General features: G+C 71.3%; 23 protein-coding genes and 1 tRNA gene. 13 read left to right on the forward strand and 11 right to left on the reverse strand.

Features of this window, described 5'->3' with window-relative positions; genetic code table 11:
* Positions 1-106: 106 nt before the first annotated feature.
* Together ACZ7EC_RS14845 and ACZ7EC_RS14850 are read left to right on the forward strand one after the other, a co-directional pair.
* On the forward strand, positions 107-1,330 hold the full coding sequence (locus ACZ7EC_RS14845; RefSeq protein WP_471062546.1) for an NAD(P)/FAD-dependent oxidoreductase: 1,224 nt from the start codon (positions 107-109) through the stop codon (positions 1,328-1,330).
* Positions 1,331-1,564: 234 nt separating this feature from the next.
* Positions 1,565-2,341: a hypothetical protein gene (locus ACZ7EC_RS14850; RefSeq protein ID WP_471062548.1), complete on the forward strand. Its 777-nt coding sequence runs from the start codon at positions 1,565-1,567 to the stop codon at positions 2,339-2,341.
* Positions 2,342-2,382: 41 nt separating this feature from the next.
* Here ACZ7EC_RS14850 and ACZ7EC_RS14855 read toward each other — a convergent pair whose 3' ends face one another.
* Complete coding sequence (locus ACZ7EC_RS14855) at positions 2,383-2,826, reverse strand: VOC family protein (protein ID WP_471062549.1); 444 nt, start codon at positions 2,824-2,826, stop codon at positions 2,383-2,385.
* 97 nt (positions 2,827-2,923) lie between these two features.
* Between ACZ7EC_RS14855 and ACZ7EC_RS14860 the strand changes: the two genes are divergently transcribed.
* Positions 2,924-4,096: a helix-turn-helix transcriptional regulator gene (locus ACZ7EC_RS14860; RefSeq protein WP_471062550.1), complete on the forward strand. Its 1,173-nt coding sequence runs from the start codon at positions 2,924-2,926 to the stop codon at positions 4,094-4,096.
* Between the two features lie 49 nt (positions 4,097-4,145).
* On the opposite strand, the gene ACZ7EC_RS14865 is transcribed toward ACZ7EC_RS14860, so the two are convergent.
* Positions 4,146-5,738, reverse strand: coding sequence for a DEAD/DEAH box helicase (locus ACZ7EC_RS14865; RefSeq protein ID WP_471062885.1), 1,593 nt, complete (start codon positions 5,736-5,738; stop codon positions 4,146-4,148).
* 239 nt (positions 5,739-5,977) lie between these two features.
* Positions 5,978-6,184 carry a cold-shock protein gene (locus ACZ7EC_RS14870; RefSeq protein WP_111583233.1) on the reverse strand — a complete coding sequence of 69 codons (207 nt, stop codon included), beginning with the start codon at positions 6,182-6,184 and terminating at the stop codon, positions 5,978-5,980.
* 593 nt (positions 6,185-6,777) lie between these two features.
* On the opposite strand from ACZ7EC_RS14870, the gene ACZ7EC_RS14875 reads away from it, so the two are divergent.
* On the forward strand, positions 6,778-7,566 hold the full coding sequence (locus ACZ7EC_RS14875; RefSeq protein WP_471062552.1) for an Fpg/Nei family DNA glycosylase: 789 nt from the start codon (positions 6,778-6,780) through the stop codon (positions 7,564-7,566).
* A gap of 201 nt (positions 7,567-7,767) precedes the next feature.
* Here ACZ7EC_RS14875 and ACZ7EC_RS14880 read toward each other — a convergent pair whose 3' ends face one another.
* Both ACZ7EC_RS14880 and ACZ7EC_RS14885 read right to left on the reverse strand, forming a co-directional pair.
* Positions 7,768-9,297 carry a hypothetical protein gene (locus ACZ7EC_RS14880; RefSeq protein WP_471062554.1) on the reverse strand — a complete coding sequence of 510 codons (1,530 nt, stop codon included), beginning with the start codon at positions 9,295-9,297 and terminating at the stop codon, positions 7,768-7,770.
* Positions 9,298-9,520: 223 nt separating this feature from the next.
* Positions 9,521-9,865, reverse strand: coding sequence for a MerR family transcriptional regulator (locus ACZ7EC_RS14885; RefSeq protein ID WP_471062556.1), 345 nt, complete (start codon positions 9,863-9,865; stop codon positions 9,521-9,523).
* A 436-nt stretch (positions 9,866-10,301) separates the two neighbouring features.
* Here ACZ7EC_RS14885 and ACZ7EC_RS14890 point away from each other — a divergent pair, with 436 nt between their 5' ends.
* Entirely contained in the window at positions 10,302-10,676 is a 375-nt protein-coding gene (locus ACZ7EC_RS14890; protein ID WP_397984899.1) for a hypothetical protein, read from the forward strand.
* A gap of 85 nt (positions 10,677-10,761) precedes the next feature.
* On the opposite strand, the gene ACZ7EC_RS14895 is transcribed toward ACZ7EC_RS14890, so the two are convergent.
* The 3 genes from ACZ7EC_RS14895 to ACZ7EC_RS14905 form a co-directional block, all read right to left on the reverse strand.
* Entirely contained in the window at positions 10,762-11,013 is a 252-nt protein-coding gene (locus ACZ7EC_RS14895; RefSeq protein WP_471062558.1) for a CBS domain-containing protein, read from the reverse strand.
* Positions 11,014-11,226: 213 nt separating this feature from the next.
* Positions 11,227-12,768, reverse strand: coding sequence for a DEAD/DEAH box helicase (locus tag ACZ7EC_RS14900; protein WP_471062560.1), 1,542 nt, complete (start codon positions 12,766-12,768; stop codon positions 11,227-11,229).
* A 181-nt stretch (positions 12,769-12,949) separates the two neighbouring features.
* Positions 12,950-13,153, reverse strand: a complete 204-nt coding sequence (locus ACZ7EC_RS14905; protein WP_028799214.1) for a cold-shock protein — start codon at positions 13,151-13,153, stop codon at positions 12,950-12,952.
* Between the two features lie 467 nt (positions 13,154-13,620).
* Here ACZ7EC_RS14905 and ACZ7EC_RS14910 point away from each other — a divergent pair, with 467 nt between their 5' ends.
* Together ACZ7EC_RS14910 and ACZ7EC_RS14915 are read left to right on the forward strand one after the other, a co-directional pair.
* Positions 13,621-13,887, forward strand: a complete 267-nt coding sequence (locus tag ACZ7EC_RS14910) for a ribbon-helix-helix domain-containing protein (protein WP_471062562.1) — start codon at positions 13,621-13,623, stop codon at positions 13,885-13,887.
* Entirely contained in the window at positions 13,884-14,327 is a 444-nt protein-coding gene (locus ACZ7EC_RS14915; protein WP_471062564.1) for a PIN domain-containing protein, read from the forward strand. The genes ACZ7EC_RS14910 and ACZ7EC_RS14915 overlap by 4 nt, the downstream gene beginning before the upstream one ends.
* Positions 14,328-14,437: 110 nt before the next feature.
* On the opposite strand, the gene ACZ7EC_RS14920 is transcribed toward ACZ7EC_RS14915, so the two are convergent.
* A tRNA-Gly gene (locus ACZ7EC_RS14920) sits at positions 14,438-14,508 on the reverse strand.
* Positions 14,509-15,062: 554 nt separating this feature from the next.
* Between ACZ7EC_RS14920 and dcd the strand changes: the two genes are divergently transcribed.
* A complete protein-coding gene (dcd, locus tag ACZ7EC_RS14925) occupies positions 15,063-15,638 on the forward strand; it encodes a dCTP deaminase (RefSeq protein ID WP_085565772.1) in 576 nt (191 codons plus the stop codon).
* Between the two features lie 13 nt (positions 15,639-15,651).
* Positions 15,652-16,149, forward strand: coding sequence for a phosphoribosyltransferase (locus ACZ7EC_RS14930; RefSeq protein ID WP_471062566.1), 498 nt, complete (start codon positions 15,652-15,654; stop codon positions 16,147-16,149).
* 92 nt (positions 16,150-16,241) lie between these two features.
* On the opposite strand, the gene ACZ7EC_RS14935 is transcribed toward ACZ7EC_RS14930, so the two are convergent.
* Positions 16,242-17,363 (reverse strand): Yip1 family protein, encoded by a 1,122-nt coding sequence (locus tag ACZ7EC_RS14935; RefSeq protein ID WP_471062567.1) that lies wholly within the window; start codon positions 17,361-17,363, stop codon positions 16,242-16,244.
* Between the two features lie 128 nt (positions 17,364-17,491).
* Here ACZ7EC_RS14935 and ACZ7EC_RS14940 point away from each other — a divergent pair, with 128 nt between their 5' ends.
* Positions 17,492-17,815, forward strand: coding sequence for an antibiotic biosynthesis monooxygenase family protein (locus ACZ7EC_RS14940; protein ID WP_471062569.1), 324 nt, complete (start codon positions 17,492-17,494; stop codon positions 17,813-17,815).
* A gap of 181 nt (positions 17,816-17,996) precedes the next feature.
* On the opposite strand, the gene ACZ7EC_RS14945 is transcribed toward ACZ7EC_RS14940, so the two are convergent.
* Complete coding sequence (locus tag ACZ7EC_RS14945) at positions 17,997-20,279, reverse strand: (Fe-S)-binding protein (protein WP_471062571.1); 2,283 nt, start codon at positions 20,277-20,279, stop codon at positions 17,997-17,999.
* 220 nt (positions 20,280-20,499) lie between these two features.
* On the opposite strand from ACZ7EC_RS14945, the gene ACZ7EC_RS14950 reads away from it, so the two are divergent.
* From ACZ7EC_RS14950 to grpE, 3 genes are all read left to right on the forward strand, one after another.
* The gene (locus ACZ7EC_RS14950) at positions 20,500-21,531 is read left to right on the forward strand and encodes an MraY family glycosyltransferase (RefSeq protein ID WP_471062573.1); all 1,032 of its coding nucleotides are present in this window, start codon (positions 20,500-20,502) and stop codon (positions 21,529-21,531) included.
* Positions 21,532-21,625: 94 nt separating this feature from the next.
* On the forward strand, positions 21,626-23,470 hold the full coding sequence (gene dnaK / locus ACZ7EC_RS14955; protein WP_471062574.1) for a molecular chaperone DnaK: 1,845 nt from the start codon (positions 21,626-21,628) through the stop codon (positions 23,468-23,470).
* Positions 23,467-24,141, forward strand: a complete 675-nt coding sequence (gene grpE / locus ACZ7EC_RS14960) for a nucleotide exchange factor GrpE (RefSeq protein ID WP_471062576.1) — start codon at positions 23,467-23,469, stop codon at positions 24,139-24,141. Before dnaK ends, grpE begins: the two co-directional genes overlap by 4 nt.
* Positions 24,142-24,164 lie beyond the last annotated feature (23 nt).

A 24,164-nucleotide genomic window follows, 5' to 3' on the forward strand; every position in this document is an offset into this window, starting at 1 on the left:
GCCTATGTGACGCGGATCACAGCCCGCTCCTGTCAGGAAACGGCGGGCCGCCCGGTTCAAGGGGCGAACCGCCTGGGATCCCTCCCACGAGCGACAGGAGCAGGCCATGCAGCACCGCATCATCGTCCTCGGCGCCGGATACACCGGAGCCACCGCCGCCGGCCGCCTCGCCCGCCGACTGCGCCGCGAGGACGTCGCCATCACCCTCGTCAACGCCGAACCCGACTTCGTCGAGCGCGTCCGGCTGCACCAGCTCGCCGCCGGACAGGACCTCCCGCCCCGGCCGCTCGCCGCGATGTTCGCGGGCACCGGCGTCACCCTGAAGCTCGCGCGGGTCACCGCCGTGGACGCCGACCGCAGGACCGTGACCGTCACCGGGACCGCCACCGGCGGGCGGGAGACGCGGGAGGAACTGCCGTACGACACCCTGGTGTACGCCCTCGGCAGCGGCCGGCACGACCAGGGCGTGCCGGGGGTCGCCGAGCACGCCCACGACGTCGCGAGCCGCCCCGGCGCGCTGCGGCTGCGCGCCCGCCTCGCCGAACTGGCGGCCGGTGCGCCGGTCGTCGTGGTCGGCGGCGGTCTCACCGGGCTGGAGGCCGCGACCGAACTCGCCGAGGCCCGCCCGGACCTGGACGTCGCGCTCGCCGTGCGCGGCGCCCTCGGTGAGCGGCTCTCGCCCAAGGGCCGCCGCCATCTGCGCGCCGTCTGCGACCGGCTCGGCGTCACCGTGCACGAGCACGCCGCCGTCGACGCGGTGGCCGCCGATCACGTCACCACCGCCGACGGCACCTCGATCCCGTCCGCGGCCACCGTGTGGACCACCGGGTTCGCCGTCCACCCGATCGCGCGGGCCTCCACCCTCAAGACCGGCGAGGACGGCCGGATCGCGGTCGACCGGTCGATGCGCTCGGTCTCCCACCCGGACGTGTACGCCGTCGGTGACGCGGCCCTCGCCATGGGCCCCGGTGACCAGCCGCTGCGGATGTCGTGCGCCTCGGGCGTGCCCATGGCCTGGCAGGCGGCCGACGCGATCGCGGCGCGGCTCAGCGGCCAGAAGGTGCCGGTGACGCCGGTGCGCTACTTCCAGCAGTGCGTCTCCCTGGGCCGCGGGGACGGCCTGATCCAGTTCGTCACCGCCGACGACCGCGCGGTCGACCGGGCCCTGACCGGCCGCCTCGCCGCCCGCTACAAGGAGTTGATCTGCAAGGGCGCCGCATGGGGCGTCGCCCATCCGCTGCTGGTACCGGGCCGGGCGCGCCGGGTCGTCGCGCCGGGCGGGATGCGCGCGGAGCGGCCGGGGGAGGCGGTGGCGGAGACGGCGGCCTGAACCCGCGGGGCGGGTGAACACGGTGACGGCCATCGCGACGGGAGCCGTACCTGTCGGCGTGACCCTCGGAAAGCCGTCCTTCGCAAGGGAGTTGCGCCGTGTTCACCCGCTCTTGGCGCGGCTTCACACCGGCCGCGCTCTCGCACTACGTTAGGGATTGAACGACCGGTGCCGCCGTGGGCCGAGCCGTGCAGGCGGCCGCGTGCGTTCCGTCCCGAGCGCGCAAGGAGCCGCATGCCGCCCTCGTCCTCGCCCCCGACCGCCCGCCAGACCACGGGCGCCGACCGGCTGCTGGCCGCCGCCGTACGCCTGTCCGGCACCCTTCCGGTGACGCGCGCCACCTTCGGCGTGGTCCGGGGCCGCCATCCGTCGGACCGCGAACGCGCGGGCGCGCTGCGCGCCCGGCTCACCGAACGCGGCCTGCCCTGCCTGGAGTTGGGCCCGGCGCCGGAGCCGGGCGAGCGCGCCGGCGCCCAGTACGGTCTGCCGCCCCGTTCGGTGGGCCTGCTGGTGCACACGCCGGGGGTGCGGCCGGAGCAGGCGATGCGGGCGGCGGCGTTATGGCGGCTGCCGCTGCTGATCGACCGGCCCGACGGGGTGATGGGCGGCGGCGGAGTACCGGGCACCGCGGTGGCGGGTGCGGGCGTGCCCGGTGCGGGGACCTGCCGCAGGGACGTCATCGGCATCCACCTCGCGGGCCGCGGCTACGAACTCGCCCTGAGACAGGCGGAGCTGGCACCCCTGCGCGCCGATCCGGGGCCCATCCGCCTCATCCTCGACAACGAGAAGATCACCATTCCGGACGGCCGGCGCCTCGGCGTCACGACGACCGGGACGGGGCTGCTGGAGGTACGGGGCGAGTCCTTCGGGGTCCGGCGGGTACGCCGACTGCGGTTCGAACGCGCCTGGGGCACCCACCGACTGGCCGTGGACGGCATCCCGGCCCGCGAGGTACGCGCCCCCCTGCGCATGGAGGCGGACCCGGGCAGGCTGCACTTGGTGCGGGCCTGAGCGTTCCGCCGCGGTCCGGAGCCGCAGGGGGACCAGGCAGGCTATCGCGAGCCGCCGGTGGCGGGCGCGGCCGGTCGCGCGGACATGCGGCCCGCGAACTTCTCGACGGCCGCCGGGGTCACGGGCGTGAAGAAGTTGACGAGGTTGCCGTCGGGGTCGCGCAGCAGCAGCGACCGGTTGCCCCACGGCATGGTGGTGGGCCCGGCGACGAAGTCGGTGACGAAGTCGGACAGGTCCCGGTGGACGCGGTCCACGTCGTCGACGAGGAACTCCGTGATCACGCTGTGGTTCTCCGCCGGGCGGGCGGAGCCCGGCGCGAACAGCGGGACCGTGCGGGTGCCCGCGATCGCGAGCGTGGCGCCCGCGGTGCCGACCTCCGCGAAGTCCTCGGTGGCCCAGCTCGCCGCCGTACCCAGGGCCCGTTCGTAGAAGCCGACGAGACGTGCCACGTCGTCGGTGATGATGCGGATCGAGACGAAGTCCATGGGATCTCCCTTGCCGTACCGGATGCGTTGCCGCGTCCCAGAGGCTAGGAGGAATAGAGGACAGAACCGGTCCGCTATCGGAGCTAGATTTGTGCGCATGACCCGACCCGCCGGCCGTCTGCTGACACTCCTGGAGCTGCTGCAATCGGGCGGCACCCGGACCGTGGCCGAACTCGCCGACCGGCTCGGTGTCGAGGGGCGCACCGTGCGGCGGTACGTGGAGCAGCTGGTCGACCTGGACATCCCCGTGGAGTCGGTGCGGGGCCGCTACGGCGGCTACCGGCTCGCCCCCGGATACCGCCTGCCGCCGCTCATGCTCGGCGACGACGAGGCACTGGCCGTACTGCTCGGCCTGCTCGCCGGCCGGCGTGCGGGGCTGACGACGGCGGAGCGCACGGCGAACGAGACGGCGGCGGCGAAGATCCGCCGGGTGCTGCCCCGGCACCTCGCCCGCCGTCTCGACACGCTCCAGGAAGCCCTCGCCTTCACGGACGGCACCGGCGGGTTCGACGCCCCGGACAGCGGGGTGCTGCTCACCCTCGCCGACGCGGTGCGCCACCGCCGGCCGGTCTCGATCCGCTACACCGACCGCGAGGACCGGCGGAGCGAACGCGTCCTGCACCCGTACGGGATCGTCGTCCACGCGGGCCGGTGGTACGTCACGGGCGCGGACGCCGGACGCGGTGGGGACCGTACCTTCCGCCTCGACCGCGTCGCGGACGCGCGGACCCTGCCCGGCACGTTCGAGGCGCCCGCCGGTCCCGGTCCGGCCGAGCGCGTGCTGTCGGGATTCGCCACGGCCGACTACCGGCACCAGGTCACCCTGCGGATCCGGGCCACGGCCGACGAGATCCGCGCCCACTTCCCCGCCACCATCGCGACCCTCGACGACCCCGGCCAGACGACGAGCCGGGACCCGGAGGCGGCCGGAGGCCCGGCGGCGACCCGAGGCCCGGAGGCGGACGAGGACCTGGAAGCGGCCCAGGACGTGGCAGCAGCCCAGGACCGGGCGACGGCCCAGGACCGGGCATCAGTCCGCGATCGGACGACGGCCCAGAACCCGGAGGCGGCTCAGAACCCGGCGACGCCCCAGGCCGACCCGGCGGCCGCAGGGTGGCTGCGTGTCGAGCTGCGCGCGGAGCGGCTCGACTGGCTGCCCCCGCTCCTCGCCGCCCTCGACCGCCCCTTCGTGATCGAACGCCCCGGTGAACTCCGCGACCTCGTCATCGCCCTCGCCGACCGCCTCAGGACCAGCGCCGGCCGGGTCTGACGACGAGGAGCGCTCGGGGCGTTCGCGCCTCGGGATTCCGCGGCCGTGCTCAGGAGTTGCCGGTGCTGCTCCGCCGGGTACCCCGGCGTGCCGGTGCTCCGGCGCGCGCGCTCCCACCGCGGCCGGGCGCGCCCTGGCCGCCGCCGCTCGCGCCGTCGCCACGGGCGGCGGCGCCCTGACCGCTCCTGCTCCGGCCCGCGCTCTGGCCGCCCGCGCCGCCGCGCCCGCCCCGGCCCCTGCGGCGCCGGCTGCCGGAGCCCGTGCCGCCCTCGCGCCGCTCCTCGACCACCGGTGCGGCGAGGACGACCGGTATGCCGGAGGGCGTCCGGGCACCGGTGATGCGCTGGAACTCCTCCTCGCCGGGGCGCACCCGCGCGCTGCGCGGGGTGATGTCGGCGTCGGCCATCAGCCGGTCCATCGCGCGCCGCTGCTGCGGCAGGACGAGGGTGACGACGGTGCCGGACTCGCCCGCCCGCGCGGTACGGCCGCCGCGGTGCAGATAGTCCTTGTGGTCGGCCGGGGGATCGACGTTCACGACCAGGTCCAGACCCTCGACATGGATGCCGCGGGCGGCGACATTGGTCGCCACCAGGGCCGTGACCTGCCCGTTCTTGAACTGTGCCAGCGTACGGTCGCGCTGCGGCTGGGACTTTCCGCCGTGCAGGGCCGCGGCCCGCACCCCGACGGACAGCAGGTGCTTGGCCAGCCGGTCCGCCGCGTGCTTGGTGTCCAGGAACATGATCACGCGCCCGTCGCGGGCCGCGATCTCGGTCACCGCGGTGTGCTTCTCGGTGTCCCGCACGTGCAGCAGGTGGTGCTCCATCGTGGTGACCGCCCCGGCGGACGGGTCCACCGAGTGCACGACCGGGTCGTGCAGGTAGCGCCGGACCAGGAGGTCGATGTTGCGGTCCAGGGTGGCCGAGAACAGCAGCCGCTGCCCGCGCGCCGGAACCTGGTCGAGCAGCGCGGTGACCTGCGGCATGAAGCCCATGTCGGCCATCTGGTCCGCCTCGTCCAGGACGGTGACGGCGACGTGGTCGAGACGGCAGGCGCCGCGGTCGATCAGGTCCTTGAGGCGGCCGGGCGTGGCGACCACGACCTCCGCGCCGCCGCGCAGCGCGCTCGTCTGGCGGCCGATCGACACACCGCCCACCACGGTGGCGAACCGCAGGTGCAGGGCGCGGGCGTACGGGGCGAGCGAGTCGGTGACCTGCGTGGCCAGCTCGCGGGTCGGTACGAGGACCAGGGCGAGGGGCTGCCGCGGCTGGGCTCGCTGCCCCTCCAGCCGGGCCAGGACCGGCAGGCCGAAGGCGAGCGTCTTGCCCGAGCCGGTACGGCCCCGGCCGAGGACGTCCCGGCCCGCGAGCGCGTTGGGCAGCGTGGCCGCCTGGATCGGGAAGGGCGTGGTCATGCCCTCGTTGACCAGCGCGGTCAGCAGCCGCTCGGACATGTCGAGCTCGGCGAACGCCTCGACCGCGGGCAGCGGCTCGGTGAGCGTGGCGGGCAGGGCGAACTCCTGCCGGCGCGCGGCGGGCCGGGCGCTCTGGCCGGTGCTGCGGCCGGTGTTCGGACGGGGTCGCGCGGACCTGCGGGGCGCGCGGAGGTCACCGGTGGTGCCGCCGGTGCGACGGGTGCGGTTCAGGGGGAACCCTCCTCGATGCGGCGCATCGAGGAATTCCGTCCGGGCGGTGCCGACCGCGCGAGGATTCGCAAGAATGAGCCGAAGAAATGGTGGAGAGCCGGGCCGCTCTCGGCACTGGAGTCGTCCAGGAAAAGGCGAGGGCCCGGAAAAAGACAATGAGCTGGGGCCCGCACCCCGAGAGCGCGGGCCCCAGCCTCATGATGTGCGAGCCGCTCGGCTCGCGACGACGCGGGTGAGCGTCAGGCGACCGGAACGATGTTCTCGGCCTGCGGGCCCTTCTGGCCCTGCGTGACGTCGAAGCTGACCTTCTGGCCTTCCTGAAGCTCACGGAAGCCGGAGGTGGCGATGTTCGAGTAGTGGGCGAAGACGTCAGCGCCGCCGCCGTCCTGCTCGATGAAGCCGAAACCCTTTTCCGAGTTGAACCACTTCACGGTGCCAGTTGCCATGTGAATCTCCCTTTGGGGGCAGTGCCGGACTTCGCACCTTGCGAAGCCGAGTCGCCGCTGTGATCACCCCTCCGGAAAGATCCGGAAAGCTCTGCAAAGAAAAGTCTCTGGCAACCAAAACTGCAACGCCTATCACGCTAACACACCTCGCTCGGCGGCGCTGGTGCCGTTTTCCGGCCGTCCGGCCAATTCTCGCCCGGCCACACGGGGGAATCCTGCACTGGCTGGAGCAGGTATTCGCATCGTGCCCGACCAGCTTTTGGCGGGGACGGGTGGTGGCGAGGAGACCGGTGGTCCGTCCCGTGGCGGAGGCGGGCAGTCGTCGTCTTCGAGGCCGGTGGCGTCGGGGGTGTGCTCGGTCGGCAGTACGCCTCCGTGGCGGAGCCGCGGCGCGGAGTCCGGCGCCCGCCCGGAGGCATCCGCCCCCGACCGCGGCGTGCGACCACACTGGTGCTGTCCATCGCGACTATGTGTACCGGCCGTCACAGATTTTCGGCCCGCGCGCGGCCGCGCGTGTCGCCGGCGCACGCCGGTCGCGCGTGCCGCCGTACGTTGGTGAGACGGACGAGAAAGAGGGGAAAGGAGACGGTGGCGTGCCCGAGCTCCCGGACGTCGAAGGGTTCCGCCGGGTGCTGGACTCCTGCGCGCGGGGACGGGTCGTCCGCCGTGTCGACGTGCGCGATCCGGGTGTCCTGCACGGGATCGGTGCGCGCGGGCTGGGCGACGCGCTGGAGGGGCGGCGGTTCGCCGCGCCGGAGCGGCACGGGAAGTGGCTGCTCGCCCGGACCGAGGGCCCCACCGTCCTGCTGCACTTCGGCATGACCGGCCTGCTGCGGTGCGCGGACGCGGCGGAACCGGTCGAGGCCCACGACCGCGTCCTGTTCACCCTGGACGACGGCCACCAGCTCCGCTACCGCGACCAGCGCAAACTCCGCGGCCTGTGGCTGGCCCACGACGACGCGGGCCTCGACCGGCTGCTCGCGCGCCAGGGCCCCGACGCGCTGACCGTGTCCCGCGACGACTTCGAGGCCGCGCTCGCCGCCCGCCGCGGCCGGCTCAAGACCGCCCTCACCGACCAGTCCGTCCTCGCCGGCCTCGGCAACCTGCTCGCCGACGAGATCCTGTGGCGCGCCGGACTGCGCCCCGACCGCCCGGCCCGCGACCTCACCCCGGCGGAACTCCGCCGCGTCCACACCGAGCTGCGCCGCACCCTGCGCGCCGCGGTCCCCGCGGGCCGTGTCCCGCCCCGCGCCTCCTGGCTCACCGGCCACCGCGACGACCCGGACCCGGCGTGCCCGCGCTGCGGAACCCCGCTGCGCCGGACACGCCTGGGCGGCCGGGGCACGGTGTGGTGCCCCCGGTGTCAGCCGGCCGGCGACTGAGCCGCGCCCGCCGGGCGCTCGTCGCGACCACGGGCCGCCGTACGACCGCCGGTGGCGGACAGGACACCCGGTGCCGCCTCGATCGGCCCCCTCCCCGGAGTTCCCGTGGCCGCCGGGGCTGCGCCCGGAGCGCGACAGCCCTGTTCCTCGCAGGAGCGCGGGCGGGCACCGGTCACCGCGGCGGTCGTCCGACGAGGACGCTCAGCTCACGGCGTACGCGTTGTACACCGTGGTCGTGGAGGTGTCCCCGTGCGTGTCGGTGACCGTGGAGCGCAGGCCGATACGACCGGACGCCGGGTTGTGGACGGTGGTGGTCCACCGGCCGCCGGAGAGCTTCGCCGTGCCGGCGTGCCAACTGCCGCCGCCGTCGGTGGTGTACCAGACCCGCACGGACTGCACGCCGTCCGACGGCTGGCTCACCGAGCCGTCGAGCGGCCTGTCGCGCTGCATGCCGAGGACGACGGTCGTGGTCGAGCCGGGGGCCGCCTGGTTCCTGGTGTCGAGCGAGTCCGGCCAGAACCGGGTGATGTAGTCCCGGATCTGCTGGTTCTTGTCCGGGTCCGCGTAGAAGCGCTGGGTGAGGCTGGACGTGGTCGACAGCGAACCGGACGGCAAACTGCGGTGCCCGACCTCGCTGAAGGTGTACCAGCCCGCGCTGTGGATCACCGGATGCGCGTCGGGCACGTCCGACGGGCTGAAGGAGCGCGAGTAGAGCGTCTTGCCCGCGTACGTCAGCTTCAGGGTGCCGGTGGCCAGGATCCCGCCCATGGGCAGGGTCGGATCGGCGAACGGGTCGATGGCGCCCAGGTACAGCTGGTGGTACCAGGTGTACGGCAGGTCCCCGCCGGGCCCCCAGACCGCGTGGCCGAGGGTCAGCGAGGTCGTCTTCCCGGCCGCGTAGGTGTGCTCGCCGCCGTAGACGAAGTCGTCGCCCTGCTGGCTCACGCCCCATGAACCGGCCGGCAGATGGGCGGTGAAGCTGTTCGGCAGGCTGCGCTGGAACTGGAGCGAGTTCGTACGCGTGGCGCAGTCGCTGCCGGTCGGCGACCCGTAGGCGAACCGGAACATCGCCTCGCCGTTGTCCGGACCCGAGCGGGCGGACACCTTGATGGCGGTCAGGCCGGACCCCTTCAGCGTCGCGGACACTCCCGAGGGCACGCCACCGGTGTGGGTGGCGGAGGCCAGCCAGAAGTCACCGCCCGTCGCCGCCGTCGGCTGGTACGTCGTCCCGTAGGACAGTTCGAACGCCTTGCTGCTGGACGGGATGACGTACAGGTCGCCCGCCGGTGCCGAGATTCCCATGTCGGCGGGGCCGTTGTCGGTGGCGCAGACATAGGCGCTGACCGTGTGGTCGTACCCGCGGCCCGGATTCGGGCTGAGCGAGACGCTCACCGGGCGGCCCTGACGGGCGTCGAACGTGGTCTTCGTGCTCCCGGAGACCGTCACGCCCCGGCCGCCGACCGTGGCGCCGTCGTCCCCGCCGTCGCTGAAGGAAGTGGCCAGCTCGTAGCCGCCGTTGGGCAGCGGCGTCGCCTTGTTGCTGTCGATGTAGCGGAAGTCGTTCGTCTTCGTGTTGTAGACCGCCACCTGGGCGTGGACCGGTTTGCCGGCGCGGTCCAGCGTCGTGACGGTGAGCGACCCACCGGCCGCGGCCGACGCTGCCGAGGCGCCGGCCAGGAGAAGCGGTGCGAGTACGGTGACGACGCTCGCGCCCGCTGTGATTCGCCGCATCAGACCCCCCATAGGTACGCGACAAAAAGCGAGCCACCGTAACCCACCCGACCGTGGGCTCCGTCACCGCCCCGATCCGACCGGCATCGTGGTGTCGGGCCATGCACCGGGGGTACGCGGTACCCGTACCGCCGACTCGAGTTCCAAGGAGCAGACCGGCGGGGCGAGTTCGAGCTCCGGCGCCTCGTAGGGGCGTGCGGGAGGTGTGCCTGTCGGCCGGGGTTCAGGCGGAGCCGGAGCCGCCCGCTGTCCTGCCCGCGGCGCGGCGGTACTCGGCGTTGATGCGCTGTGCTTCCTCGAGCTGGTCCTCGAGGATGACGATGCGGCACGCGGCGTCGATCGGGGTCCCCTTGTCGACGAGTTCGCGCGCGCGAGCGGCGATCCGCAGCTGGTAGCGGGAATACCGGCGGTGTCCTCCCTCCGAGCGGAGAGGAGTGATCAACCGGGCTTCGCCGATGGCCCGGAGGAAGGCAGGGGTGGTGCCGAGCATCTCGGCTGCCCGTCCCATCGTGTATGCGGGGTAGTCGTCGTCGTCCAGACGATCATTCAGTGGGTTGTCCGATGTCATGTCACCTCGCTGTGCAACGCGTCGAGGGGCCCTGGTGCCGTACGGCACCAGGGCCCCGAAGGAAATTCAACACCATCTGTCGGCCCTACTGCTGTGCCGACCTTCTCTTTTCCGCTACCCGGCCCTGCAGGGCGGAGCGGGGGATCGCAGCTGCGTGACCGGGGACCACCATCCATTCCGGGGTCTTGCGGTACCCAGACCGAGTGATTCCCGGTCCGGGCGATCCTGATGGCGTCGTTCCTCCCTTGCTCCGTCGCCGCTCCGGCGACATCCGACTCTCTCTCGTACGACAGGAAGCATATCCACGCCGGAGAAAAAATGTCTAGTGGTGACTGTAGATTTCACCCTCCGGGTGGAGGAAGGTTCGGGCGGCGGTCGGCGTTCCCCGGCCGTCCGGCAGTCCCCTGCCGCCGGACGGGTGGCTAAGCTCTGCTGCATGTCGAACCCTGATGAGCTGCTCGTCGCCATCTCCGCCGCGGTGGAGTCCGAGCGAAGCAATCAGATGGCGCTGACCGTGGTCGTCGGCGGCGCCGTTCTCACCGGCCGGCTGGCTCCCGAGGCGGTGTGGAGGGAGCGGGTGGCGGAGGTCCTGAAGGACTCCGACCGTCTCGGCGTGTTCTCCGACGTCTTCGCCCGCGGGCCGCGCGGGTACCGGCCCGGCCGCGGCGAGTCGCCCACGCATCTGCACTTCCATCTCGCCCGGATCCTGCAAGGCAGCCTCGGGATCCCGGAGACGGGCGGTATGTACCGAGTCGCGATCAAGGACGTCAGCGCCTGGACCGTGGGCGATCTCAGCTACTTCGACCAGTGAAACGCCAAGCCCCGCCGAGCCGCACGGATGCGGCTCGGCGGGGCGGTCCACGGGCTCACCCGTGACGGACTCGGCGTGAGGTGGCTCAGCGGGAGAAGGGGAGTGCGCCCGGAATCCGGTCGTACGCACCGGCGCCGCCGGCATGGGCGCCGGACGAGGGAAGCGCTCCGCTGAGGACGTCGCGCAGACGGATGCGGTCCGTGTACGCGGCACTGTCACGCAGAACGGCGAGCCGGCACCGGCTGATCGAACCCGTGCGCTGGTCGTCCTCGTCGCACACGGTCAGGTACTCGACCCGCGCACCCGCCATGACGGCCAGAGCCACCTCGACGGTCATGTCGTCCCACACCCGAGGCCCGTGCCCTTCGCCGTCGTCGGTCACCGCGACGGGGAGCGGCAGGAGGGGCGGGGGGACGGGGCGCGGACCGCGGCACTGCGGTCGCGCCGGAGTCGGGGTTCCGCGGTACTGCGTCTGCGTCCGTGCCGGCGTCAAGAGTTCTCCTCGGGTCTGGGCTGCCAGGGACTGAGGCCAGGGGTGGCTGGGGCCGGTCTAGGCGGCCGAGCCGCTGCCGGTCTCCGGCCGGGCCCCGCGCCGCGCCCGCCCGCCCGCGGGCCGTCCCTGACCGGCGCGGCCCACGCGGTCCCGGCGGTCCCGGCGGCCTTGAGGCTGGGCAGACGTACGGCGGGGGCGCTCCACGACCGGTGTGGTGATGACCACCGGAACACCGGAAGGCGCCTGCGCGCCCGTGATGCGGCTCAGCTCCGCCTCGCCGGAGCGGACGGGGGTGATGCGCGGGGCGATACCGGCCGACGCCATCAACCGGGCCATGCCGCGGCGCTGACCGGGCGTCACCAGGGTGACGACGCTGCCCGACTCGCCCGCCCGCGCGGTACGGCCGCCACGGTGCAGGTAGTCCTTGTGGTCGCTCGGCGGATCCACGTTGACGACCAGGTCGAGGCTGTCGACGTGGATGCCGCGGGCCGCGACGTTGGTGGCCACCAGGACGGTGACGTGCCCGTCCTTGAACTGGGCCAGGGTCCGGGTGCGCTGCGGCTGGGACCTGCCGCCGTGCAGGGCCGCGGCGCGGACGCCGTTGTCCAGCAGGTGCTTGGTCAGCCGGTCCACGGCGTGCTTGGTGTCCAGGAACATGATGACCCGGCCGTCCCTGGCCGCGATCTCGGTGGTCGTACGGTGCTTGTCGGCGTCGTGCACATGGAGCACGTGGTGCTCCATCGTGGTGACGGCCCCGGCCGACGGGTCGACGGAGTGGACCACCGGGTCGGTCAGGTAGCGCCGGACCAGCAGATCGACGTTGCGGTCCAGGGTGGCCGAGAACAGCAAGCGCTGGCCGTCCGGGCGCACCAGGTCGAGCAGGGCGGTGACCTGGGGCATGAAGCCCATGTCCGTCATCTGGTCGGCCTCGTCGAGAACGGTGATGCCGACGTCGTCGAGCCGGCAGTCGCCCCGTTCGACGAGGTCCCTGAGCCGGCCCGGCGTCGCGACCACCACCTCCGCGCCACCGCGCAGGGCGCCGGCCTGCCGGCCGATGGACATGCCGCCGACGACGGTGGCGAGCCTCAGCCGCACCGAGCGGGCGTAGGGAGTGAGCGCGTCCGTGACCTGCTGGGCCAATTCGCGGGTGGGCACGAGGACCAGGGCGAGCGGCCGGCGCGGCTCGGCGCGCCGGCCCGCCGTACGGGCCAGTACGGCGAGGCCGAAGGCCAGGGTCTTGCCCGACCCGGTGCGGCCACGGCCGAGTACGTCGCGACCGGCCAGCGAGTTCGGCAGGGTGGCCGCCTGGATCGGGAACGGCACGGTCACGCCCTCGTGTCCGAGCGTGGCCAGCAGCGGCGCCGGCATGGCGAGGTCGGCGAACGACCCGACAGCGGGCAACGCGGGCGTGCCGGTCTTCGGCAACGCGAACTCCCCCTGCCCGGACTGCCGCTTTCCGGAGCCGCGGGAGCCGGGGCGCGGAGCACGGGAACGGTCCGCCGCGGAATTTCCGCCGAAGCGGTCGTATGTGCGAGTGGTATGTGCGGGGGTGGAACGAGTGCCAGTGGAACGTGTGCGACTGGTACGGGTGCGGTTCATGCGGAACCTTCCTCGATGCGGGCGCGTATCAAGGAATTTCCGCAGCAGAACGAGCGGCGCAGAGAATCGCGAGAACGGGCCGGAACGGCTGGGGTCGAAATAACCCCGGAAAAAAAGCGAGCTGGGGCCCGCACCCCAAGGTGCGGGCCCCAGCTGCGAAGTATGCGTCAGTGCCGCATCGTCACGCGGGAACGATGTTCTCCGCCGTCGGGCCCTTCTGGCCCTGCGCGATGTCGAACGACACCTTCTGGCCCTCCAGGAGCTCGCGGAAGCCCTGGGTGGCGATGTTGGAGTAGTGGGCGAAGACGTCGGCGCCGCCGCCGTCCTGCTCGATGAAGCCGAAGCCCTTTTCCGCGTTGAACCACTTCACGGTGCCAGTAGCCATTTTGTTTCTCCTTCGGAACGGTGTCAGAAACACGCCCTGTGCGTATTCCTTGTCGCCGTGTTGATCTGCCGTAGGAAAAACCTGCTGGCAACCACACCTGCAACTGATGACGACAGTAGCACGTCGATGCGGGCCGTGCGTGGCAAAAAATTCGGCGCCGACCGAAGCCGCAGGAATAGTCACCGCGCGCCGCGCCGATTTCTTATCCCGCGACTACAGATTTTTTTCCCTAAAAGGGAGTGCGGGTGCCGTACCGCGAGCCCCGTCGCGTTGAACAGGCGTGAACTGGATCTTCTCGTCTGCCGAGCGCCCACTCTCGGCCGAACCCGTCCCGCGGCCGACCTCGTCATCCGCCTCGAGATCTGCTGCGGCCCGGAAAGAGCGTGCTCGTCGCGTCCACGACGTTGCCGACCGCTACCTCAACCCTTCCGCCGAGGTCAATCCGTTACATGTACTGCTCTTGGTACATGTCCATGAAGCGCACGAACGTCTACGCGGACCCCGAGGACCTGGCGATCGTCAAGGAGGCCGCCAAGCGCCGAGGCATAAGCGAGGCCGAGATCATCCGCCAGGGCATCCACCTTGCAGCCATGGCGAACCGGGTCTGGGACGAGCCGCTGTTCTCACGCACCTTCGAAGGTCCGGGGCGCACGTTGCCCAAGTCGGAAGTCCGCGACACGGTCGCCGAGGCTGTCCGGCGTGAGACCGGCTCGGGCTCCGGATCCGCCGCGTGATCATCGTCATCGCCGATACGTCCGGCCTTCTGGCAGCGCTGGACTCGGCTCACCCGGAACACCGGGCGGCGAACGAGGCCATCATGGCGGCGGGCCTGCTGGTCATGTCCCCGCTCCTGCTGGCCGAACTGGATCACGTGGCGACGCGTGAGCTCGGCAGCAAGGCCGCCCTCGGCGCTGTCGACGACCTGCGGCGCTGGATGAGCCGGGGCCGTGTCGTCCTGCCGGAGATCACGGAGGACCACCTGGGCGCGGCCCAGTCCGTCCGTGTCCGTCACCGCGCGCTGGATCTCGACCTCGCCGACGCGGTGAACGTGGCGCTTGCCGCGGACTACGACACGGACGCGATTCTCACCCTCGACCGACGAGACTTCCGGGCCATACCCCCGCTGGGCCGTCACAAGGCGTTCCGGGTACTCCCCGACGATCTCCCGCTCTGACGCAGGGCCCGGCGGTCAAGAGCCCGCCTCTACAAGGGGCTTGTGCCCGCCCACGCGGCATCGGCCCCGCAATGAACAAGCCCCAGGTCGCTGACCTGGGGCTCCAAAAGAGCGGGTGACGAGAATCGAACTCGCGCTCTCAGCTTGGGAAGCTGATGTTCTACCATTAAACTACACCCGCGTATGTACGGACAAAGCCCCCGAGAGGGCCCCCGTCCGATGCTCGATCACTGTACCTCATCGCGGGCTCCCGGTGCTCACGGCCCGGAGGGCTGAGTGGGTTTCAGGGTGGGGATCCGGCTGCGGGCGGCGGGAGTTGGGGCGTACGGTGGGGGCCTCGCGGAGGGTCTGGGCGGGGTCGGAGTGCCGCCTGGAGTGTCGTCTCTTTGATCCCGTAATGTGGCTTTTGTCGTCGGGTTGGTCGGCCCGGCGAAGCTCTTGGGGAAGGGACATAAGGGACTTGATGGAACGCACCGTCGTCCGCTGTGCCGATGGGCACGTCTTCAGCACCGCTTCGTTCCCGATGCAGCAGGCCGAGCGGCTCGGTCCCGGTCGGCTCATGCGGTGCCCTCGGTGCGCGCGGCTCCGCAGCGTCGTACCGGTCGTCCTGCAGAAGCAGGGGTAGCGGCAGACAGCAGTACCCGGCGGCGCACGCGGCGTAGCCGCGTCGTCACCATCGGCGCGCGGAGTCGTCACGATTGTCATGGCTCCGCGCGCCTTGCGTATCCTCGCTACGTGCTTCTCTCAGACAAGGACATCCGGGCCGAGATCGACGCCGGGCGGGTACGGATCGATCCCTTTGACGAATCCATGGTGCAGCCTTCGAGCGTCGATGTCCGGCTGGACCGCTACTTCCGGGTGTTCGAGAACCACCGGTACCCGCACATCGACCCCTCCGTCGAGCAGACCGATCTGACGCGGCTCGTGGAGCCGGACGGGGACGAGCCGTTCATCCTGCACCCCGGTGAGTTCGTGCTCGCGTCGACGTACGAGGTCATCTCGCTGCCCGACGACCTCGCCTCGCGGCTGGAGGGCAAGAGCTCGCTGGGCCGGCTCGGTCTGGTCACCCACTCCACCGCCGGGTTCATCGACCCCGGCTTCAGCGGTCACGTCACCCTGGAGCTGTCGAACCTCGCCACCCTGCCCATCAAGCTGTGGCCGGGGATGAAGATCGGCCAGCTGTGCCTGTTCCGGCTCTCCTCGCCCGCGGAGTTCCCGTACGGCAGTGAGCGCTACGGCTCGCGGTACCAGGGCCAGCGCGGGCCGACCGCCTCGCGGTCCTATGTCAATTTCCATCGGACCCAGGTGTGAGGGCATCCAGAACATGAGTGACGTGCGGGAGAACCTGACCTACGAGGCGTTCGGCGGCGCCATCCGCGAGCTGGCGCAGGCCATCGCGGACGACGGGTACGAGCCGGACATCGTGCTCAGCATCGCCCGAGGCGGCGTGTTCGTGGCCGGCGGGCTCGCCTACGCCCTCGACTGCAAGAACATCCACCTGGTGAACGTCGAGTTCTACACCGGTGTGGGGACCACCCTCGAAATGCCGGTCATGCTCGCGCCCGTTCCGAACGTGATCGACTTCTCCGACAAGAAGGTCCTGATCACCGACGACGTCGCCGACACCGGCAAGACGCTGAAGCTGGTCCGCGACTTCTGCCTCGACACCGTCGCCGAGGTGCGCTCCGCGGTGATCTACGAGAAGTCGCACTCCCTGGTGAAGTGCGAGTACGTCTGGAAGCGCACCGACGACTGGATCAACTTCCCGTGGAGCGTGGAGCCGCCCGTCGTGCGGCGGGAGGACCAGGTGCTCGACGCCTGAGCGGCAGCGGACACGCAGAAGGGCCCCCGGCGGCGGAAACCGCGCCGGGGGCCCTTCCGCATGGCCGGGACCGGCCTGCCGTACGACCGGGTCTAGAAGGTGCCCAGCTTCACGATCGACAGCAGTGCGATCAGCTGGATCGCCGACGCGCCCAGCGCCCTCGGCCACGGCAGGTCGTGGGAGCGGGACACCATCAGGGTGAGCAGGGCGCCCGCGCCGAGCCAGGTGGCCCAGCCGAGTATCTGGACGAAACCGGCGTTGCCGCCGGCGAACATGGCGAAGATCAGGCGGGGCGTGTCCGTGAGGGCCGTGATCAGCATGGACAGGCCCACCGTGGGCTGCCAGGCGCCGTCGCCGCCGAGCTGGCGGGCCAGGGTGTGGGTGACCACGCCGAGCACGAACAGGCCGAGCACCATCACGACCGCGGTGATCAGCACGATCGGCACCGCGTTGGACAGTGTGGCGCCGATGGCCTCCTTGCGGGCGTCGTCGAAACCGAAGACGGCGAGCAGCCCGTAGAGGAACGTCACGATCAGGGCCGGGCCCCACATCGCGTAGTCCCGCATGCGCAGGAACGTCGGGTCGGGGGAGAGGACGATCCCCCGCAGCAGCTCCTTCCAGGGCAGCGGCGGGCCCACCGGCGCGGCGGGCGCGGCGGCGGAGCCGGCCTGGTAGGTCGCGCCCTGGGTGTAGCCGGCGGCCTCGTCGATCGAGAAGGCCTGGGTGTGGCCCGGATTGTTGGCCGCGTAGGGGTCCGGCGCGCCGCCCCCGTAGCCGTCGTCGAAGTACTCCGGGCCGTCGTCCGCCGGGCCCTGGTGGCCGTACGGCCGGCCCTGCTGCGGATGCGGCCGCTGCCCGTACGGCTGCGGTGCGTGCGGCGGCTGCCCGTAAGACGGCTGCGGTGCGTGCGGCGGCTGCCCGTAAGACGGCTGCGGCGGCTGCGGCGACGGGTAGCCGTACGACGGCCGTCCCGCGCCCTGTCCCGGCGCCTGCGGGCCCTGCTGTCCGTACGACGACGGGCCGCGCCGCCCGCCCGAGGGTCCGGGGCGGCCGTACGACGGTCCCTGCGGCGCCTGCTGTCCCTGGGGGGTGCGGTCGTCCCCGCCCCCGCGTCCGATCCTGAATCCAGCCACGTCATCGAACGTACCTGGTCCCGGAGAGTGGTGTGCCGGGCCCGGCGGTCCGGGCCCGGCATTGCGGCCGACCTGTGACATCCCCTAAGGGACCGTCAGCCCTTTCACCAGGGATGGTTCCGGGTTTGAACCGTCTCGGTCCGCGAAGACGGAGCCGGACCGCGGCGCCCCGGTCGTGGACACCCGTGCGCTGACGGCAGGATGGACCCATGAGCGTAGTGAAGATCAATGTGCTGACCGTGCCCGCCGAGCAGCGGGAGGTCCTGGAGGAGCGGTTCGCCTCGCGGGCGCACGCGGTGGAGAACTCCGACGGCTTCGAGTGGTTCGAGCTGCTGCGCCCGGTCGAGGGCACCGACCAGTACCTCGTCTACACCCGCTGGCGCGACGAGGCGTCCTTCCATGCCTGGATGGAGGGCCCGATGAAGGCCGCCCACCAGGGCGGCGCCGGCGGCGAGCGCCCCAAGCCGGCCGCCTCCGGCTCCACCCTGTGGTCCTTCGACGTGGTGCAGCAGGCGGCCCCGAAGACCGCGTGACCGCCCGGTGCCGGGCCCCGGTCGTGGCCGGGGCCCGGCACCACGTCCGGCGCGCGACGCAACCCCTTGTCCCCGGACCCGGAACCGGACCCGGCGCCGCCCCCGGCCCCCGCACACGCCGGCGCCCCCTGCCTGTGCGAAGCAAGGGGCGCCGACGGGTCTCAGCGGGGCGCGGGAGCCGTTACTTGACCGGCTCCGGTTCCGGGGCGGTGGCGGATTCCGCGTCGCCCGCCGGGTCCACCGGCGTGCGCACCGAGTCCAGCAGCAGCTGGGCGACGTCGACGACCTGGATGGACTCCTTCGCCTTGCCGTCGTTCTTCTTGCCGTTGACCGAGTCGGTCAGCATGACGAGGCAGAAGGGGCAGGCCGTGGAGACGATGTCCGGGTTGAGGGAGAGGGCCTCGTCCACGCGCTCGTTGTTGATGCGCTTGCCGATCCGCTCCTCCATCCACATCCGCGCGCCGCCGGCGCCGCAGCAGAAGCCGCGCTCCTTGTGGCGGTGCATCTCCTCGTTGCGCAGGCCGGGGACCTTGCCGATGATCTCGCGCGGGGGCGTGTAGATCTTGTTGTGGCGGCCCAGGTAGCAGGGGTCGTGGTAGGTGATGATGCCCTCGACCGGCGTGACCGGGATCAGCTTGCCCTCGTCCACCAGGTGCTGGAGCAGCTGGGTGTGGTGGATGACCTCGTAGTCGCCGCCGAGCTGCGGGTACTCGTTGCCGAGCGTGTTGAGGCAGTGCGGGCAGGTGGCGACGATCTTCTTCGCCGACTTCGGCTTCCTGGACTCCGCGGTGACCTTGCCGTCGTCGTCCAGCTCCTCGCCGAACGCCGTGTTCAGGGCCATCACGTTCTCCATGCCGAGCTCCTGGAACAGGGGCTCGTTGCCCAGGCGGCGGGCGGAGTCACCGGTGCACTTCTCGTCCCCGCCCATGATCGCGAACTTGACGCCCGCGATGTGCAGGAGTTCGGCGAACGCCTTCGTCGTCTTCTTGGCGCGGTCCTCCAGCGCGCCCGCGCAGCCGACCCAGTAGAGGTACTCGACCTCGCTGAGGTCCTCGATGTCCTTGCCGACGACCGGGACCTCGAAGTCGACCTCCTTGGTCCACTCCAGGCGCTGCTTCTTGGCCAGGCCCCAGGGGTTGCCCTTCTTCTCCAGGTTCTTGAGCATCGTGCCCGCCTCGGAGGGGAAGGCCGACTCGATCATGACCTGGTAGCGGCGCATGTCCACGATGTGGTCGACGTGCTCGATGTCCACCGGGCACTGCTCGACACAGGCGCCGCAGGTGGTGCAGGACCACAGCACGTCCGGGTCGATGACGCCGTTCTCCTCGGCGGTGCCGATCAGCGGGCGCTCGGCCTCGGCCAGGGCGGCGGCCGGGACGTCCTCGAGGGCCTCGGCGGACGCCTTCTCCTCGCCCTCCATCGTCTTGCCGCCACCGGCCAGCAGGTACGGCGCCTTGGCGTGCGCGTTGTCCCGCAGCGACATGATCAGCAGCTTCGGGGACAGCGGCTTGCCGGTGTTCCAGGCGGGGCACTGCGACTGGCAGCGGCCGCACTCGGTGCAGGTGGAGAAGTCCAGCAGGCCCTTCCAGGAGAACTGCTCGACCTGGGAGACGCCGAAGACGTCGTCCTCGCCGGGGTCGGTGAAGTCGATCGGCTTGCCGCCGGAGGTCATCGGCAGCAGCGCGCCGAGCGAGGTCCCGCCGTCCGCGTTGCGCTTGAACCAGATGTTCGGGAAGGCGAGGAAGCGGTGCCACGCCACGCCCATGTCGGTCTTCAGGGCGACCGTGATCATCCAGATGAAGGAGGTCGCGATCTTCAGGCCGGCGAAGAAGTAGGTGAGGTTCTGGAGCGTGCCGACGCTCATGCCCTTGAACCAGGCGACGACCGGGTACGAGATGAAGAACGACGCCTCGTAGCCGTCGACGTGGTGCTGGGCGCCCTCCAGGGCGTGCAGCGTGAAGATGCAGACGCCGACGATCAGGATGACGGCTTCCACGAAGTACGCCTGGCCGAAGTTCGAGCCGGCGAAGCGGGACTTGCGGCCCGGCTTGTCCGGCCTGCTCAGCTGGCGGATCGCGATCAGCACCAGGATGCCGAGCGTGGTCATGGTGCCGACGAACTCGACGAAGACGTTGTACGGCGCCCAGTCGCCGATGATCGGCAGGATCCAGTCCGCCTTGAACAGCTGGCCGATCGCGTTGACGATCGTCAGCAGCAGGGAGAAGAAGCCCACCGCCACGAACCAGTGCGCCACGCCGACGATGCCCCAGCGGTTCATCCGCGTGTGGCCGAGGAACTCCCTGGCCACGGTGACGGTGCGCTGTGCGGGATCGTTGGTCCTGGTCCCGGCCGGCACGGGCTGGCCGAGGCGCATGAAGTGGTAGATCTGGAGGAGGGCGCGGCCGAACAGTGCCACGCCGACCACGATCAGGACCAGCGACACGATGATCGCGGCGAGTTGCATTGGGGCTCCTGAGGGCGGCCTCGAATTGACCGAGCGGACATTACTAAGCGGTAACTTATGTGGTTCTCTGAGACTACCCCTATCTTCCGTCGCGATGCAGGGGAGCGCGGGGTGATATGGGTCGCTGAGGGGTCGCCCATGGTGGCGCGCTGATCACCCTCAGGGCAATCTGATCGTGTTATTCATCCCGATTTGCTACTTTCACCCCTACCTTAGAGCCGTGCTCTACGGGATCGCCGCGGCCTCCGCCGCCCTGCTGCTCACCGCCGTCCTCGCGGCACTGCTCCGGCTGCCCGCCCTGCGGGCCGGGGTCGTCGACCGGCGCCGGGCCCGTCCCCTTCCGGTGCTCGGCGGCCTCGCCGTCGTCACCGTCACCTCGCTGGTCGCCTGGACGGGTGAATGGACCCATGTCGCGCCCCTGGGCGACGAAGTCGGCGGGCTGCTGCTCGCCGCCGTGGGCGTCGGCCTGCTCGGTCTGGTCGCCGATGTCTGGCGGCTGCGCGGCCGGGTGATCGTCGCCGGTACGGCGGTGGCCGCCGCCTGCGTGGTGCCGTACGACGAGACGGGGGCGGCCGGGGGCGCGCTCGCCGTGGCCGGGATCGTCGTCGTCTCGCTCGCCTTCCGGGGGCTCGACCACGCGGACGGGCTGGCCGGGACCGTCGGGGTGATCACCGCCTTCGGGGCCGGCGTCTGCGCCGCCATCGAGGTGATGGACGCGCTCGCCGTGCTGCTCAGCGTGTTCGCCGCGGCCCTCACCGGCTTCCTGATGCACAACTGGCACCCCGCGCGGGTCGGGCTCGGCGCCTGCGGCTCGCTGTTCACCGGGTTCCTGCTGTCCTCCGCGGTCGTCTTCACGCGCGCCGGGTACGCGATCGGCCCGAGCGCGGCCGTGCTGTTCTGCTTCGGTGCCGTCGCGCTCGCGGATGCCGCCCTGGTGGTCGTCGTACGGCTGCTCGGGCGCCGTCCGCTGCTGCGGCGGGGCCCCGACCACCTGGTGCACCGGCTGCGGCGGTTCGGGCTCACCCAGCCGGGAGCCGTGGTGGTGCTCGGGGTGTGCGGCTTCGGCGCGGTGCTCACCGGGGTGCTGGTGCACGCCGGGTGGGCAGGGAGGCAGGCCGGGCTGTGGGTCGCGGGAGCGGCGGCCGTTTTGGTGCTCGTCCTGCTGCGGGCGCCTGTTCGGATCCCGGTCCAGCGGCCCCGCCGCATGGCGTCTTCGCAGGTCAACGGGCGGTTGCGTGTAAGGAACGGATAAGACTTGAGTCCGGATGACTCAGGTCTGTTGACCGCGATGGCCGGCTCGTGCACACTTGAGTCCGTTGCACTCAAGTCAGCTGGAGGAATCAACCATGGCACGTGCGGTCGGCATCGACCTGGGCACGACTAACTCCGTCGTCAGCGTTCTGGAGGGCGGCGAGCCCACCGTCATCACCAACGCCGAGGGTGCCAGGACCACGCCGTCCGTCGTCGCCTTCGCGAAGAACGGCGAGGTGCTCGTCGGTGAGGTCGCCAAGCGGCAGGCCGTCACCAACGTGGACCGGACCATCCGGTCCGTGAAGCGCCACATGGGCACCGACTGGAAGATCCAGCTGGACGGGAAGGACTTCAACCCCCAGCAGATCTCCGCCTTCATCCTGCAGAAGCTGAAGCGGGACGCCGAGGCCTACCTGGGCGAGAAGGTGACCGACGCGGTCATCACCGTCCCGGCGTACTTCAACGACTCCGAGCGCCAGGCGACGAAGGAGGCCGGCGAGATCGCGGGCCTGAACGTCCTGCGCATCGTCAACGAGCCGACGGCCGCCGCGCTGGCCTACGGCCTCGACAAGGACGACCAGACGATCCTCGTCTTCGACCTCGGCGGCGGCACCTTCGACGTGTCCCTGCTGGAGATCGGCGACGGCGTCGTCGAGGTGAAGGCCACCAACGGCGACAACCACCTCGGTGGTGACGACTGGGACCAGCGCGTCGTCGACTACCTGGTCAAGCAGTTCCAGTCCGGCCACGGCGTGGACCTGTCCAAGGACAAGATGGCCCTCCAGCGCCTGCGCGAGGCCGCCGAGAAGGCCAAGATCGAGCTGTCCTCGTCCACCGAGACCTCGATCAACCTGCCCTACATCACGGCTTCCGCCGAGGGCCCGCTGCACCTGGACGAGAAGCTCACCCGCGCCCAGTTCCAGCAGCTGACGGCCGACCTGCTGGAGCGCTGCAAGACGCCGTTCCACAACGTCATCAAGGACGCCGGCATCTCCATCAACGAGATCGACCACGTCGTCCTCGTCGGTGGCTCCACCCGTATGCCCGCCGTGGCCGAGCTCGTCAAGGAGCTGACCGGCGGCAAGGAGGCCAACAAGGGCGTCAACCCGGACGAGGTCGTCGCCATCGGCGCCTCGCTCCAGGCCGGTGTCCTCAAGGGCGAGGTCAAGGACGTCCTGCTGCTCGACGTCACCCCGCTGTCCCTCGGCATCGAGACCAAGGGCGGCATCATGACCAAGCTGATCGAGCGCAACACGACGATCCCGACGAAGCGTTCGGAGATCTTCACGACGGCCGAGGACAACCAGCCGTCCGTGCAGATCCAGGTCTACCAGGGCGAGCGCGAGATCGCGGCCTACAACAAGAAGCTCGGCATGTTCGAGCTGACCGGTCTGCCGCCGGCGCCCCGCGGCGTCCCGCAGATCGAGGTCTCCTTCGACATCGACGCCAACGGCATCATGCACGTCACGGCGAAGGACCTCGGCACCGGCAAGGAGCAGAAGATGACCGTCACCGGCGGCTCCTCGCTGCCGAAGGACGAGGTCGACCGCATGCGCGAGGAGGCCGAGCGCTACGCGGAGGAGGACCACAAGCGCCGCGAGGCCGCCGAGACCCGCAACCAGGGCGAGCAGCTCGTCTACCAGACCGAGAAGTTCCTCAAGGACAACGAGGACAAGGTCCCCGGCGAGGTCAAGACCGAGGTGGAGTCCGCCATCGCCGAGCTGAAGGAGAAGCTCAAGGGCGAGGACACCGCCGAGATCCGCACCGCCACCGAGAAGGTCGCGGCCGTCTCGCAGAAGCTCGGCCAGGCGATGTACGCCGACGCCCAGGGCGCGCCGGCCGCGGACGCCGGTGACGCCGGTGCCGGCCAGGCCAAGGCCGACGACGACGTCGTGGACGCCGAGATCGTGGACGACGAGCGCAAGGACGGTGCCGCGTGACGGAGGAGACTCCGGGCTTCGAGGAGAAGCCCGACGTCCCCTCCGGCGCCACCCCTGACGACGCCGAGCCGAAGGCCGCCCCCAAGGAGGGGGCGGCCCCGGCCGGGGACGCGAACGCAGACGCCGGTCTGGTCGCCCAGCTGGACCAGGTACGCACCGCGCTGAACGAGCGCACCGCGGACCTCCAGCGCCTCCAGGCCGAGTACCAGAACTACCGCCGCCGGGTCGAGCGGGACCGGGCCACGGTCAAGGAGGTCGCCATCGCGAACCTGCTGACCGAGCTGCTGCCCGTGCTCGACGACATCGGCCGCGCGCGGGAACACGGCGAACTGGTCGGCGGCTTCAAGTCGGTGGGCGAGTCGACCGAGGCCGTCGCGGCCAAGCTGGGCCTTCAGCAGTTCGGCAAGGAGGGCGAGCCCTTCGACCCGACCATCCACGAGGCCCTGATGCACAGCTACGCACCGGACGTCACCGAGACGACCTGCGTGGCGATCCTGCAGCCCGGCTACCGCATCGGCGAGCGCACCATCCGCCCCGCGCGGGTGGCCGTGGCCGAGCCGCAGCCCGGCGCGCAGGCCGCGAAGCCGGAGAAGGCGGGCAAGGCCGAGGGCGCCGAGGAGAAGTCCGAGGCGGCCGACGACAAGGAGAACGGTGGCCCGGAGGAGGGCTGACGTAATCACAGCGGACGGGAAGG

The organism is Streptomyces sp. NPDC037203, from assembly GCF_055605065.1.

Coding starts and splice junctions, on each gene's coding strand:
- ACZ7EC_RS14845 (WP_471062546.1), top strand. CDS start 107: ATGCAGCACCGCATCATCGTCCTCGGCGCCGGATACACCGGAGCCACC.
- ACZ7EC_RS14850 (WP_471062548.1), top strand. CDS start 1,565: ATGCCGCCCTCGTCCTCGCCCCCGACCGCCCGCCAGACCACGGGCGCC.
- ACZ7EC_RS14855 (WP_471062549.1), bottom strand. CDS start 2,826: ATGGACTTCGTCTCGATCCGCATCATCACCGACGACGTGGCACGTCTC.
- ACZ7EC_RS14860 (WP_471062550.1), top strand. CDS start 2,924: ATGACCCGACCCGCCGGCCGTCTGCTGACACTCCTGGAGCTGCTGCAA.
- ACZ7EC_RS14870 (WP_111583233.1), bottom strand. CDS start 6,184: ATGGCAACTGGCACCGTGAAGTGGTTCAACTCGGAAAAGGGTTTCGGC.
- ACZ7EC_RS14880 (WP_471062554.1), bottom strand. CDS start 9,297: ATGCGGCGAATCACAGCGGGCGCGAGCGTCGTCACCGTACTCGCACCG.
- ACZ7EC_RS14885 (WP_471062556.1), bottom strand. CDS start 9,865: ATGACATCGGACAACCCACTGAATGATCGTCTGGACGACGACGACTAC.
- ACZ7EC_RS14890 (WP_397984899.1), top strand. CDS start 10,302: ATGTCGAACCCTGATGAGCTGCTCGTCGCCATCTCCGCCGCGGTGGAG.
- ACZ7EC_RS14895 (WP_471062558.1), bottom strand. CDS start 11,013: ATGACCGTCGAGGTGGCTCTGGCCGTCATGGCGGGTGCGCGGGTCGAG.
- ACZ7EC_RS14900 (WP_471062560.1), bottom strand. CDS start 12,768: ATGAACCGCACCCGTACCAGTCGCACACGTTCCACTGGCACTCGTTCC.
- ACZ7EC_RS14905 (WP_028799214.1), bottom strand. CDS start 13,153: ATGGCTACTGGCACCGTGAAGTGGTTCAACGCGGAAAAGGGCTTCGGC.
- ACZ7EC_RS14910 (WP_471062562.1), top strand. CDS start 13,621: ATGTCCATGAAGCGCACGAACGTCTACGCGGACCCCGAGGACCTGGCG.
- ACZ7EC_RS14930 (WP_471062566.1), top strand. CDS start 15,652: ATGAGTGACGTGCGGGAGAACCTGACCTACGAGGCGTTCGGCGGCGCC.
- ACZ7EC_RS14935 (WP_471062567.1), bottom strand. CDS start 17,363: ATGTCACAGGTCGGCCGCAATGCCGGGCCCGGACCGCCGGGCCCGGCA.
- ACZ7EC_RS14940 (WP_471062569.1), top strand. CDS start 17,492: ATGAGCGTAGTGAAGATCAATGTGCTGACCGTGCCCGCCGAGCAGCGG.
- ACZ7EC_RS14945 (WP_471062571.1), bottom strand. CDS start 20,279: ATGCAACTCGCCGCGATCATCGTGTCGCTGGTCCTGATCGTGGTCGGC.
- dnaK (WP_471062574.1), top strand. CDS start 21,626: ATGGCACGTGCGGTCGGCATCGACCTGGGCACGACTAACTCCGTCGTC.